Genomic DNA, 13,885 nt, shown 5'->3' with positions numbered 1-13,885 from the left:
TACAACTGGCAAACAACAGCTATTTATTTTACTTAAAATCAAGCAGACATCCTGATGCTAAAGTCATGCTTTAGTATGGATTTAATTAAATGTGTTCCTATCTTTATCGTATGTTCCGATATAGTTAAAGTCAATTGATTAGCGCCATTTGTTACGCAATTGTTATATAGTTCTTTAGTTGTATAGATAACATTTCCATAGTGTGAAATTTACAGGAGATTAAGGTGCAAGAGAGATATGTGAAATGGCATGGTATTTTCAAGTTTTCGCCAGCTTCATCACTCTTTTCGGTTTACAGATGAGACCGTTTCTCATATAATTTATGTAACCAAGTTTCATGTGATGAAACATGAGGAGGGCATCATGCCATGGAAGACCGTAAGTTAACCGTCCGGGCTGTAGAACGGGCGCTGGATATATTACTATGTTTTACCACACGCAGTGATCTTGGACTCACCGAAATTGCCAGCCAGATCGGTTTGCACAAAAGCACGGTGCATCGCTTGATGGCTACGCTGGAGGATAAGGGCTTTGTCATTCGTGATGCGGCCACGGAGAAGTACCGACTGGGCATTCGCATCTGGGAGCTGTCTGCCCATATGTCACGCAGTGATGATCCTGCGATTCTATTGTTACCTGCAATGGAGAGGCTTCGCGATCGTTTGGGTGAAACGGTGAGTCTCTACCTCCGAGACGGCAGCGAGCGGATTCGGATTCAGGCGGTACAGAGTGATCAGGCCATTCGCCGGGTTGCGCCTGTAGGGGCCAGATTGCCGCTTTCCGTAGGAGCTTCCAGTAAAGTGCTGATGGCATTTGCCACGGAAGAGGACCGCGAAGAGCTGATGAACGGCCCGGAATGGCCCGTATTTATCGACCCGGCCGTGTATCTTTCGCAGATGGAAGACATCCGGGAGAGCGGGTATGCAACGAGCTATGAAGAGCGTGAGCCTGGAGCGGCTGCGGTGTCCGTACCGATTATGGATCGCAGGGGCAGCATTGCGGCAGCGCTTTCTGTGTCTGGCCCGGTCAGCAGGCTCTCACAGGAGACACTGCATGAGTATGCACCCGTGCTGAAGGAAGCGGCAGCGCAGATGGGACTTATGCTGTCGTAAATTCGTTGTCGTACTTTTTTGGAGTGAAATTGGCTCCAATATTTGTTCCAATAGAATTTGTGTTAAAGGGCTTTTGCTCCTGTTCCATCTGAACATACAAATTCTCTGGAATATAAAGGTTGTATTTCTAACCAGATTAAGCTACTCTGTAATGGACGGCCCGGCGGGGCCAGTTGAGCATCATCGTTGTAGTTGAACAGCGGCGTGTATGCCGTAATATGTTTACGTTACTGGGGGAGTCCGAATTGTCCGGACTGAGACGGGATCGCACGAGATTCCGGACCCTTTGCACCTGATCTGGATCATACCAGCGTAGGGAAGTAATCGGCCTTTTGACCACAAACACTATAGACGTTAACCAGGCGCAGATGCTGTTTTTGCAGCGAGATGCCTATGTTTACGTTTATAGTGATGGACATGAGTCGGTTCCCTCGGAACCGGCTTTTTTATATACAGCGGCAAGTTGAGCTTCGTATGTTGAGCGTCCGCCTTCGTGATATCCTTGATCTGATCGCAGATTGTGAGGCAGGGGTTAGACGACAGGGTGGAGCAACGAACAACAAAAGCGATGGAATAACCTGAACTCATCGTGAAGCCAATCCTGAATTCGACGCTGCCTGTACATAATAAGGTGTCTCCTGGATCAATGCGGCTGTGTGCGCAGGGTCATTCCTGTTGTGCTTCTGTGCTCTGGATGTTCTGGACAGGTGGGTGAGCCATGCAAAGCTGACACATTCGTGTACAAACGACACGGAGCCAAAATCACGGAGGAGGAGACAGGAGACATGAATACAGGTAACGAAACGGGGAAGCAGATCGGAACAGAGGAATTGGGGCGCGATGGTCATCCGGTGGAAAAGAAATCCGGAGCGGCGGAAGGGGTTCAGCCCTTCCCCGGCAGCCGCAAAGTATACATTCAGGGCTCACGGCCGGACATTGCTGTACCGGAGCGTGAAATTGCCCTTCATGACACGAATACTCCCCAAGGGGTGGAGCATAATGAGCCGCTGCGTGTCTACGATACAAGCGGCCCGATGACCGATCCCGAATTCCAGATGGATATTCGGAAAGGGCTGCCAGCGCTCCGGAATCACTGGATTATGGAGCGCGGTGATGTAGAAGCATATGAAGGCCGGGCGGTGAAGCCCGAGGATAACGGCTTGAAGCCTGGTGGACGAAGAGCCGGGGCGGAGGAGTACCCCGGATTCCGGGGGCAGCCGCTGCGCGCTCAGGCTGGGCGCTGCGTTACACAGATGCATTATGCGCGGCAGGGCATCATTACGCCAGAGATGGAATACGCCGCGATTCGTGAAGGCGTAGAGCCTGAATTTGTACGGCAGGAGCTGGCAAGCGGGCGGGCGATTCTACCATCCAACATCAATCACCCGGAGAGTGAGCCGATGCTGATTGGTCGCCATTTTCACGTTAAAATCAATGCGAATATCGGCAACTCGGCTGTATCCTCCTCCATCGAGGAGGAGGTAGAGAAGATGACCTGGGCGGTGCGCTGGGGCTCGGATACGGTGATGGACCTCTCCACAGGCAAGGACATTCATACGACCCGGGAATGGATTATCCGCAACTCTCCCGTGCCGATTGGTACGGTGCCGCTCTATCAGGCGCTGGAGAAGGTGAACGGAGAGGCTGAGGCTCTAACATGGGAGCTGTACCGGGATACACTGATCGAGCAGGCGGAGCAGGGCGTGGATTATTTTACGATTCATGCCGGCGTGCTGCTGCGTTATATTCCGATGACTGCGAAGCGGATGACAGGCATCGTGTCACGGGGCGGGTCGATTATGGCAGCGTGGTGTCTGGCGCATCATCAAGAGAACTTTTTGTACACCCATTTTGAGGAAATCTGCGAGATTATGAAAAGGTATGACGTGGCCTTCTCTCTGGGGGATGGACTGCGTCCAGGCAGTATCTACGATGCCAATGACGAGGCACAGATGGCGGAGCTGGCAACGCTCGGTGAATTAACGCAGATTGCATGGAAGCATGATGTGCAGGTGATGATCGAAGGGCCGGGGCATGTGCCGATGCACAAGATCAAGGAAAACGTCGATTTGCAGATGGAAATCTGTCAGGAAGCACCGTTCTATACCCTCGGCCCGCTGACCACTGACATTGCGCCCGGCTACGATCACATTACGTCTGCCATCGGAGCGGCGATGATTGGCTGGTTCGGTACGTCCATGCTCTGCTACGTAACACCTAAGGAGCATCTGGGGCTTCCCAACAAGGACGATGTGCGTGAAGGGGTTATCGCTTATAAAATAGCCGCACATGCCGCGGATTTGGCCAAAGGCCACCCACGCGCCCAGCGTCGGGATGATGCGCTGTCAAAGGCGCGTTTCGAGTTCCGCTGGCGGGATCAGTTTAATCTGTCACTGGACCCGGAACGGGCCCTGTCCTATCACGACGAGACGCTGCCCGCAGAAGGGGCGAAGGAGGCACATTTCTGCTCCATGTGCGGGCCGAAGTTCTGCAGCATGCGCATCACGCAGGACATCCGTGCCTTTGCCGCAGACCGTGGCTTGAGCGAAGAGCAGGCTGTAGCCGCCGGAATGCAGGCGAAAGCCGAGGAGTACCGGACGCGATCATAGGTGAAAAGGTAGCCGTAGTATCCTGTGGTATCGTAGCAGTAGCAGTAGCAGTAGAAGTGGAAGTAGAAGTAAAAGTGGAAGGAAGGCAGTTCCAGTAAATAAAAATGACCCGGAATTAGGCCTGTAGGCTTGAGTCCGGGTCACTTTTATACCGATGCAGGTTTAAATCTCGTCTCCCAATTCTAACGAATCCTACAAACCTTATTTGGCCGTTTTTGCCTCTGTTAAATTTCTAACGAATCACAGCGACGTTATTACACCCAAAATCGCTGCAAAACGAGAAATATACACCTGAAAACCTGAAATAGCGCTTCTAGGAATCGTTACATTTCCAACGGGGCTAAAAAGCACCAAATAGCGTCATCTGGAATCGTTAGCGGTACCTTTACTGACCTACTCCGTCCTCACCGGTCAAGCACCCACCAACTACTTCAGCTACTGACCCACCACGTCCACCGATCAAGCGTCCACCAATTACTTCAGCTACTAACCTACTACGTTCACCGCTCAAGCGTCCACCAATTACTTCAGCTACTAGCCTACTACGTTCACCGATCAATCGCTCACGAATTACTTCAGCTACTGACCTACCATGTCCACCGATCAACGGCCCAACAACTACTTCAGCTACTAGCCTACTACGTTCACCGCTCAAGCGTCCACCAATTACTTCAGCTACTAGCCTACTACGTTCACCGCTCAATCGCTCACGAATTACTTCAGCTACTGACCTACTATGTCCACCGATCAACGGCCCACCAATTACTTCAGCTACTAGCCTACTATGTCCATCGATCAATCGCCAACCAATTACTTCGGATACTAACCTACTACGTTCCTACCTATCAACTACCAACCGTTAACTCCCGTTTCAACTACCTGTCAAACACCTTTCCAACCTACCTGCTGCTCTATTTGCTCGTCCATCAACTCTATTCAACAGCAGTTCATCCTGCCGACACTCCAGCGATTTAGTCATAATATCCTTTAGTATAAACGGCTACTGTGGAGAAGCAGAGATGTTTCATCTCGTCCTGCTGGTTTTCGGCAGGCATCTCCTGAAACCAGGGCTCCTGCATATCCGCTCGGGTCATTGGCACGGGACGCCATAAAATCAGGCCGATCTCATCGAACTGGAAACTGCATCCAAGCTCGGGGTCCTCGCGGTCATAGGGGGCAATCTTGTCCAATTGCGGAATAAGCGTATCGGCTTCAGTGCCCAGCAGATCCAGCTCACCCAGTATACACTTGAACTCGTCACTTTCATAAAACTCAATAAATTGCGCTTTGCCTTGAGCATCATACTCCACTTTGGGATCAAAGGTGAAGGCGTCTGTCTGTTCAACTTCCTTCTGTGTCATGCCAAGCCGGATATCCCCGATGGATTGACCAGGTTCTACAGCGAGATGTTTCATGATTTCATTCCTCCAAAATTTAAAGTGTACATGTATGTAGCTGTGGTGATTCATGTAAAGACGAACCGCATAGGCAGGTTAAGTCAATTATGGGTGTATGGAGCACGTCATGCGGTGTAAAGGTTACTGATGGTGCATAGAGCACGCCATGCGTTGTAAAGGTTACTTATGGGTACATGGAGCTCCGGTGTGCTATGTGGGTTAACTAAGAGTACTGGAAGCACCATATATGCACCATAAACAAGTTACTTTTGAACAATCGACTGACAACGTTAGCTAATTCCAGTTGTTTAGTGCAACGGTGTAGCAACGTAGATGTTTGTGTGTACGAGGGGAACAGGTGTGGTACACATGACAAATGACAACGTGACCAACGCGTTACATAGTCACTTATACCCTCTGTTTAATGCCGATATCTCGCTCCAGGCTCCGGCCTAACGAGGATAGTGGTGTATAGATGGTCACACCTGCACTCAGGGATGCCTGCTCGGCGGCAGGGGCCATGGAGAGCTGGGCGGCTACCAGGCAGGTGTCCTTGCGTTCAAGGGCAAGCTGGTGCAATGCTTCTTCCAAAGCCGCAAGATAGCCGTCCTGATCCCCCCGCATGACCATATCAAACAGGCCTGGAAGCAGCACGGATTCAAGCTCGGGCTTGTCTTCTTCTGCTCCATGCCGATCCAGATGTTCACGATACCGGGCCATTGTCGGCTCAACTGTCGCAGGATTCGTAAACGTCAGCAAATATCGTTTCGGCTGCCTTCTCATCATGGCGAGAAGTGAATCATCAATGCCCGTTACCGGAATCGGCAACGGTTGCATTTGTTCCAGTACAACTGCAAACAAGGTGCACGTTATAAGAATGGCATCGGCATGACAACGGCTCATCCATTGCAGTGTCTGGTTTACTTTTTCCCGAACAAGAGTGCTGTTGAAATCCTCATCATGCTTGAGTCGATCAAGACCCGGGTCCACATAGTGAACCAGTTCGACAGAATAAGAAGCCAGCGCTTGCTCGATCAGTCTGATGTTGGAGTGGTGTGCGTGGAAACAGGCAATTGTGGTCATAGGCCATCCCCTTTATGTGGAGGTGACGATAAGGCGCGTCGAGATCACACAATGAATGAGTCACAGGTAAACACAGCCACGCCTGAAATGTCACTTTTACCGTAGTATAGGGAGTGGGGGAACAGATGTAAAGCGTTATCTCATATTCATGGATACGTTCTTTTTCGCCATTTTTTGCTGTAAAATTTCATGGAAGGATAGGCCTTGAGTGTTCTCATTTTCCTTCTTCGGAGCAGCGGTCGCCGTGTTGCGTGGATATTGGTGGTGATACGGGATCATTTGCTGAATAGGCATGCGGATCATCTTGGTTCCTCCTTACATGCATGATGAACATGCATCATTGTATTGGTTTAATTCATTTGTTTATGTTGAGTTGTATATTTCATATGTATTTGAGAAGTGAGTAGTGTCATTTCAAAATAAAATATATTCACCTTAGTTCACGCATAGGTACATATGACTTGTTACATGAAAGAGCGGGAATGGACACCCAATTCCGACTCGGATGTAGTGATTTTACCCGGTATTCGCAGGATGTAAACGGTTTTAAGGGAATTCAGGAATAAAGAACCTGATATGAGAGAGCGAAGATGGGAGCAGGGAAACAGGTGTTATGCGAATGGTCCTAATTTTAAGGAAGTCAATGGTGCTTGCTTTTAAGGCATATGTCCAAGTAACTAGGTATGGTATATGCTAACTAACTTGGTACTATGGTCGGGGTACACTGCTCGAAAAATGTAAAAAAACTGCCAAGACCTCTTGGCAGCTGTTGTTCCTTCTCTTAACGTCTTTAATTCTTTAATTCTGTTATTCGCTTTGATGGTTTCCCGCGTTTCTGTTTGATCTCTCCAAGCTGAACCAAGTGTTATCTGCGTTCTTTGACCGCGATATATACATCCACCTGCATATTCCCCGGGTCCAGGCTGCGTTCATCGTAATATTCAAAATCTCCCGTAAACGTGCGATCACTTTGATGTTCCCAGGCCCAGACCGCGCCCCATAATTCACTGACCACCTCAACCATCTGCCCGGTTCTCGATGTAAACACCGCATAAGTCGCGGGAGGCAGCAGTACCTCATCAAAGCCTTCAGGCAGCGAGTCTTCCGCACCGATCTCATGTCCGACCAAGATGGTATATTCACCGGCAATACCGTCTGTGTAATCGGAGTAACAGCCATAACGTGCAGCCTCGGGAGCCGGAATATGTTCTGAGGCAAAGTAACGTGCCCAAAGCGCACCGATGCTGCCTTCGCCGCTCATCTCAATTGCGTTGGTCGTACGTGCTGACAGTCCGGCAAGTCTTTTGCCAGGCAGGGTTACATAGCGAACAGGCTCTCTGGAGAACGTGGCATTGTTTGCTGCATCAGCCGCATCTGACGAAGATGCCGGGGCGTCTGGACCTGTTTTATCTGTAGGGGTTATGCTTCCTGCAGACTGCCAGCGTTTCAGATAAGGCAGCTGGTTGCGCAGCATCGAGCGGGCGGATTCTTCATCCATGCCTTCCTGCTTGAGAATAGTGGTGCACATCTCAACCATGCCCTCAAGTGACATACCTGGCTGCTCAAACTTGCCATCCTTGTAACAATAAATGCAGTATTCACGGGTCGGGCTTCCATTCATCTCCGTACCGAATTGTTCGGCACTGGTGAGCGGCATTCCACAGCTTTGACATACCGTAACGTTCATCATTCATTCCTCCTCGGGTTTAGGTACAGCTTCAATCTGATCATAGTTGAAGTATACGGGGAGGAACTGGACAGCTGTCTGTCAGGTTTGAACAGAGGGTTTATAATTTTGCACGATTTGCTCTGCAATGCGGCAGACGTTATCCCGAATATGCAGAGGCTCCAGCACCTCCACGTCTGCGCCAAAGCCTAGAATAAAGCCATACAGCCAGTTATCTTCCGGGAAAGCAACCTGACTGATATAATACCCGTTCCCGTCAGGCAGCACATTTTCAATGCCAAACCATTCTTCCGCCAGATGCCGGACACGGGAATGGAATTTCAGCGTTATGCCGATCTGATTGTCCGGGCGGCTCCATTCCTGCTGCCAAGGTCTGTCCTGAAGGTTAACGGCCTTCCGTTCAAAATGCTGTGTATCCAGAGTGACCTCCTTCATCCGCACCAGCTTGAACATGCGAAATTCATTTCGCTCATGACAGAAGGCATACAGGTACCAAACGTGCCTTTTCAGTACAAGAGTGTGAGGCTCAACCGTCCGGCAGGTCTGTGCTCCTTCGGCACTGCAATAGGCAAAGCGAATACACTGCAGCTGATCTATGCCCTGATCAATAACCTTTAATTTCTGCTGCAGCGCTTCGGGATGTGTCCATGTGGAATAATCTACGATGAAGCGGTGAGTGCTGGCTTGAAAATCTTCATTTTTCGCTTCGGGCACGATACTGCTCAGCTTCTCAACCAGTAACTCTCGTGCAGTATTTGTATGCGAGGTGGAGATACTGCGCAGCGCGGTGACGATGGACACGAGGTCTTTATCCGTCAGCAGGTTGCGATCCAGACGATAACCTTCGGCGAGTCCGATTCCGCCGCTTGCTCCCTGATACGTTACGACCGGGATGCCAGCTTGGCCCAGTGTGTCGATATCCCGATAGATCGTGCGAATGGATACTTCAAACATGTCGGCCAGGTCTTTCGCCTGCAAACGCCCACGGTTAATGAGCAGCACCACGATGGCTAACAAACGCTCCAGTTTCATAGTGTGGTTTCCTTTCATATATGAGTCTATATGTGTTGAACAAAAATTTTACACAGTCCACTCCGATGACAGAATAACCCTCCAATCGCTGTTATCCCCAGATTTTTTTGATTCCCATCTCTAATGGGGAAAATCCGGTGATAAGCGTATGCTTCCGATGCCAGCTTTCTTTCAGAAAGCTTTTAGGCGAACGCTTCGCTTTTCCAGGTTTTTTCCGTCCTCTTCGTTAAAGTGTAGAAGAAGTTCATTCTACATAGCCTTGCTTTAATTGTTTATCTGGTAGTAATCTGTTAGATTCATAGGTATTATATGCCCAGCATCCCATATAGGAGTGAAATAAGCAATGAAGCGAATTACGATTCTGATTGCGGACGATGAAATAGAGATTGCGGATCTCGTTGCTTTGCATTTGGAAAAAGAAGGATATCATACCGTCACGGCATCAGACGGACAGTCTGCGTTGCAAGCAGTTCAGACACAGGCGATTGATCTGGCTGTTCTGGACATTATGATGCCCGGCATGGACGGGTATGAATTGACACGTAAAATACGGGAACAGCATCATTTTCCAATCATTTTTCTGAGTGCCAAAACCTCGGATATGGATAAAATTACGGGGCTCGTGATGGGTGCCGATGATTATATGACCAAACCGTTTAATCCGATGGAGCTTGTTGCACGCGTGAATTCTCAATTGCGGCGTTTCCTGCAATTCAGCCAGCCCACAGCGGCGGCGCAGCGTCCCATACTGGAAAAAGGCGGTCTTGTTATTGTGCCAGACCAGCATAGCGTGACGCTTTACGGTAAACCGCTGGAATTAACACCGAAGGAATTTGATATTCTGGTGCTGCTTGCAAGCAATCCGAAACAGGTGTTCAGCGCAGAGAGTATTTTTGAAAAGGTGTGGGGCGAGGCTTATTTCGAAAGCGGAAATACCGTCATGGTACATATTCGCACACTGCGCAGGAAGCTGGGAGAAGACGTAGACAAGAACAAATTTATCAAAACGATCTGGGGCGTGGGGTACACGTTCAATGACTAAACGGAGAAGCTTTCGCACAACGATGATTATGCTGCTTGGTCTGAGCATGCTCGCTTCTGGCGTGGTAACGTTTATCGTGTATAAGCTGCTGCAGATGTACTATATGGGTGTGAGGGCAGAGGATCAGCTAGCCGAGTATCGTCATATCATGAGAAGCATCGGGGATATTTATGTGTTTATGATCCTGTTTATCCCGCTTGCGATTTTATTTTTCTACTTGTTTACCAAGCCGTACGTGACCTATTTCAAGGAGATTTCTGTCGGCATTAACCATATGGCTAACGGAGATTTTGATCATCAGGTGCAGATTGTAGCCAAAGACGAATTGGGTGCGATTGCGGAGAGTGTAAATCTGGCGAGTCAGAAGCTGCGTGAAGCGGTGGAACGTGGTGATTTCGCAGAGAGCAGCAAGGATCAACTCGTTGTGAATCTGGCACATGATTTGCGGACGCCGCTGACCTCCGTGCTGGGTTATCTGGATCTGCTAATGAAGGATGATCAACTGACGGAGGAGCAGGTGAGGCACTTTACCGCGGTTGCGTTTGCGAAGTCCCAGCGGCTGGAGAAGCTGATCGATGATCTGTTTGAGATTACACGTATGAACTACGGCAGACTGCCTGTGCATCAAACGCGGCTGGACCTGAGCGAGCTGTTGAAGCAGCTGAATGAGGAGCTCTACCCTGTTTTCGAAAAAAATCATCTGGTCACCCGTTTATATATGGAGAACGATCTTACCGTATTTGGAGACGGAGAACTGCTCGCCCGTGTGTTCGAGAATTTGCTGATTAACGCTGCGCGGCATGGCAAGGATGGTATGTATGTGGACATCAACGGATATCTGGAGGGTGGTCAGGTCATTATTCAGGTGACGAACTATGGCGGGCATATTCATCCTGACGATCTTCCGCGTATTTTTGACATGTATTATACGGGGGATCGAGCGCGGTCATCTCAAGAGGGGGGCACGGGTCTCGGGTTATTCATTGCGCGTAACATTGTGGAACAGCATGAAGGTGTCATATCGGTTGTGAGTGATGTGGTACGCACCAGATTTGAGGTTCGTTTGCCTGCTTTCCAGCAGACCGTTCGTGAAATTTAAGAAAAACTTTATAATTGCCCTGCGTTTTCTTTAAATTGTTTCGTCTACCCTTGAAGTATGATGGGAAGGAGGAGCAAGTGATGAAAAAGTGGGGCTTTCTGATATGTATCATCCTGATTGGATATATCATAGCGCAAGCACCGGCAGTCTTGGGCGAGAAAAAGGAGAAGCCGGTTGTCATTTTGAACAACGACGAGAAGCATGCTGGTTACAAGGCAGTGTCGGGCGAGGACATGAAAGAGCAAATACATAAAGGTAATCTCGTGCTTGTGAATTCGAAACATGCAATTCGGCCGGAGGGTGTTCGCTCCGATATTGTAAATATGGCTGAAGAGGCAGGGCTTGTTCAAGGTTACGGATTGATGGATCAGAAGCTGATGTTATCCCGTGAGGTGGCGGAAAGATTTCGGAAGATGGTGGAAGCGGCCGGAGCAGAGGAGGTACGATATTTTCTGATGAGCAGCGGGTACAGAGATTTTGAGAAGCAGGACGAGCTGTATCGGGAAAAGGGTCCGGACTACGCACTGCCTGCCGGCTACAGCGAGCACAATCTGGGGTTGTCTCTGGACGTAGGCTCTAGCCTGGCCGCGATGAGTGAAGCTCCTGAAGGCGCATGGCTGGAGAAGAATGCGTGGAAATACGGTTTTATTTTGCGATATCCCAAGGATAAAGTGAAAGTGACGGGGATTCAGTATGAGCCCTGGCATTTCAGATATGTCGGCATGCCGCACAGTGCAGTGATGGCGAAGAATGGTATGGTGTTAGAAGAGTATCTGGAAATGTTAAAAGAAAAGAAAGACGTCACCGTCGATCTGAACGGCGAAACGTATCATATCCATTATTATCGGGTGTCGAAGGATACCCGGGTATATCTGCCGGTGAATGAGCCTTACGATATATCTGGCGACAACATGGAAGGCGTTATTGTTACCGTTAAGAAGTGATCGTGATAAGTTAGTTTGAAGTGCCTGCAATAACAACGCAGGTTGTAACAGGAGTTACAACAACATCACCGTTGCAGGGCCGTAATCGTACGGCAATGTGCGCGGAGAGGGCAGAAAAAACTGAAACAACGAAGCGGTCGCTTGCAGGTTTTCTGAAAGGAAAGCCACATCGGAAGCATACGCTTATCATCGTATTTTCCCCTTGGAAGGGGAATCGAAAAACCTGGAATAACAGCGATTGGAAATTTATTCAGTCATCGGAGTGGACTGTGTAATTTCTTTAGTTCAACTTATATAGTATGTACGGTGCTCGTAAGCCCGGGTAGAGGAGGGAGAGACAGCATGAGACAGAGCAAGCCGAGCGACAAGTACAAACACCGTGAGCGGGAATATGGGTATGCGTATGAATATGAATATGGTGAGAGCGAACAAAGCAGGCAAAGTAACCAGATCAATTCAAGTAACCCAAATAACCCAAGTAAGCTATACAAGCAGCGCAGGAATAATGCGGAGCATAAGAACCCATCGAATTCGTTCCGAATCGGTTGGATCGTCATCCTGCTGATCTATCTTTACCTGCTGACCAAGCTGATTTTGTTCAAGGGAGGGGCGGTAGATGTGGGTCTGGTATGGGACAGACTGACGGCATTTCTGCATCAACCCGACCTGATTCATACACGTACGGTCAATCTGACACCGTTTCAGGAGATCAAACGAGACTGGCACAGTCTCTCGCTGCATCGACCAGGGACAGCCATTCATCTGGCGGGCAATATTGTGGCCTTTATACCGTTTGGTATCTTGATTGCGGGCATGGTTCGTGCTTCTATTTTTACCGGGCTCAACGTGCTGTTTCTGTCATTTCTGCTCAGTTTGGGTTATGAAGCGACACAGCTGCTGACCGGGATAGGTATCTTTGACGTCGATGATCTGATGCTGAATACACTCGGTGGAATGATCGGGTATCTGCTGTATACTGTGCCGCTTGTCTTGTACAGACTGCTCACGGGAGGAAAAGCACGAGTGGCAGCAAAGCGCTATGGAAAAGAGCGTCATGTCTGAGGGAGAGACATCGGTTGGCTTGTTATGGACTGTGTTGTGCATAAGCTCGCGGTACTGACGCTGCTCGTAGGTCCGCAGAGGACGGGACGACAAGTGCATTAGACCAGCGTAGCAGCACAGCAGGAATTGCCGAAGGAACGGAGAGGTGCAGCGGAACAGCGATGGAACAGCAACGCAACTTGGATCATGAAGGTAGATTGTAGAGGTTATGTTTGTGATAGACTTGAGTGGCGTGGTGGAGGTACTGCTCATGGTTGTGCTTGATGTTACGTGTTGAATGTGTGATGAATGCCTGTGCTTGATGCGACGTGGTGGACGTATGGTGAGTGCCGATGCTTGATGCGGCGTGGTGGACGTATGGTGAGTACCTGTGTTTGATGCGACGTGGTGGATGCGTGGTGAGTACCTATGTTTGATGCGACGTGGTGGATGCATGGTGAGAGCCTGTGCTTGATGCGACGTGGTGGATGCGTGGTGAGAGCCTGTGCTTGATGCAACATGGTGGATGTGTGTCAAGTACCCGTGCTTGACGTGACACCCATGCGTGATCCGTCTGCTAACGAATCAGAGAGAGCTTATTTGGCTGGTTTTGCCGGTTTATAAATTCTAACGAATCACAGCGACGTTATTTGGTCAAAATCCGGCTCAAACAGGGTGGAATTGGGCTAATTTGTTTAAATAGCGTTACCACGAATCGTTAGAATTCCAAAAAGCCCATTTGGGGCTAAATAAGGCTTCTGGGAACACTAGTCATGCGTTAAACCTGACATGAATAATCAGCAAAAAAAAGTGAATTTAGACTTCCAAACCATAAAAAA

General features: G+C 49.2%; 11 protein-coding genes and 1 riboswitch. Of the genes, 6 read left to right on the top strand and 5 right to left on the bottom strand.

The window, feature by feature from the left end:
• The first annotated feature begins 368 nt into the window (after nt 1-368).
• Together ACQSGY_RS29720 and thiC are read left to right on the top strand one after the other, a co-directional pair.
• Entirely contained in the window at nt 369-1,112 is a 744-nt protein-coding gene (locus ACQSGY_RS29720; RefSeq protein ID WP_110899147.1) for an IclR family transcriptional regulator, read from the top strand.
• Nucleotides 1,113-1,334: 222 nt separating this feature from the next.
• A riboswitch (TPP riboswitch) is annotated at nt 1,335-1,448 on the top strand.
• Nucleotides 1,449-1,897: 449 nt separating this feature from the next.
• Nucleotides 1,898-3,721: a phosphomethylpyrimidine synthase ThiC gene (gene thiC / locus ACQSGY_RS29715; RefSeq protein ID WP_253299481.1), complete on the top strand. Its 1,824-nt coding sequence runs from the start codon at nt 1,898-1,900 to the stop codon at nt 3,719-3,721.
• A gap of 971 nt (nt 3,722-4,692) precedes the next feature.
• Here thiC and ACQSGY_RS29710 read toward each other — a convergent pair.
• The 5 genes from ACQSGY_RS29710 to ACQSGY_RS29690 form a co-directional block, all read right to left on the bottom strand.
• A complete protein-coding gene (locus ACQSGY_RS29710; protein WP_427182211.1) occupies nt 4,693-5,136 on the bottom strand; it encodes a hypothetical protein in 444 nt (147 codons plus the stop codon).
• Nucleotides 5,137-5,526: 390 nt separating this feature from the next.
• Nucleotides 5,527-6,201, bottom strand: a complete 675-nt coding sequence (locus tag ACQSGY_RS29705; protein WP_427182209.1) for an aspartate/glutamate racemase family protein — start codon at nt 6,199-6,201, stop codon at nt 5,527-5,529.
• A gap of 135 nt (nt 6,202-6,336) precedes the next feature.
• The gene (locus ACQSGY_RS29700) at nt 6,337-6,504 is read right to left on the bottom strand and encodes a hypothetical protein (protein WP_161557043.1); all 168 of its coding nucleotides are present in this window, start codon (nt 6,502-6,504) and stop codon (nt 6,337-6,339) included.
• A gap of 562 nt (nt 6,505-7,066) precedes the next feature.
• Nucleotides 7,067-7,891, bottom strand: coding sequence for a zinc ribbon domain-containing protein (locus ACQSGY_RS29695; protein WP_427182207.1), 825 nt, complete (start codon nt 7,889-7,891; stop codon nt 7,067-7,069).
• A 78-nt stretch (nt 7,892-7,969) separates the two neighbouring features.
• Complete coding sequence (locus ACQSGY_RS29690) at nt 7,970-8,920, bottom strand: helix-turn-helix transcriptional regulator (RefSeq protein ID WP_427182206.1); 951 nt, start codon at nt 8,918-8,920, stop codon at nt 7,970-7,972.
• Between the two features lie 343 nt (nt 8,921-9,263).
• Here ACQSGY_RS29690 and ACQSGY_RS29685 point away from each other — a divergent pair, with 343 nt between their 5' ends.
• The 4 genes from ACQSGY_RS29685 (at nt 9,264) to ACQSGY_RS29670 (ending at nt 13,067) form a co-directional block, all read left to right on the top strand.
• Nucleotides 9,264-9,962 carry a response regulator transcription factor gene (locus ACQSGY_RS29685; RefSeq protein ID WP_216519875.1) on the top strand — a complete coding sequence of 233 codons (699 nt, stop codon included), beginning with the start codon at nt 9,264-9,266 and terminating at the stop codon, nt 9,960-9,962.
• Nucleotides 9,955-11,061 (top strand): sensor histidine kinase, encoded by a 1,107-nt coding sequence (locus ACQSGY_RS29680; protein ID WP_427182204.1) that lies wholly within the window; start codon nt 9,955-9,957, stop codon nt 11,059-11,061. The genes ACQSGY_RS29685 and ACQSGY_RS29680 overlap by 8 nt, the downstream gene beginning before the upstream one ends.
• An 80-nt stretch (nt 11,062-11,141) precedes the next feature.
• On the top strand, nt 11,142-12,005 hold the full coding sequence (locus tag ACQSGY_RS29675) for a M15 family metallopeptidase (protein WP_427182202.1): 864 nt from the start codon (nt 11,142-11,144) through the stop codon (nt 12,003-12,005).
• Between the two features lie 342 nt (nt 12,006-12,347).
• The gene (locus ACQSGY_RS29670; protein ID WP_427182200.1) at nt 12,348-13,067 is read left to right on the top strand and encodes a VanZ family protein; all 720 of its coding nucleotides are present in this window, start codon (nt 12,348-12,350) and stop codon (nt 13,065-13,067) included.
• The last annotated feature ends 818 nt before the right edge of the window (nt 13,068-13,885 follow it).

It is taken from the genome of Paenibacillus sp. TC-CSREp1, from assembly GCF_050171015.1.
Classification (GTDB): Bacteria; Bacillota; Bacilli; order Paenibacillales; family Paenibacillaceae; genus Paenibacillus; species Paenibacillus silvae.
The sequence above is the reverse complement of the archived record's forward strand: the minus strand, read 5'-3'. Positions and strand labels throughout refer to the sequence as shown.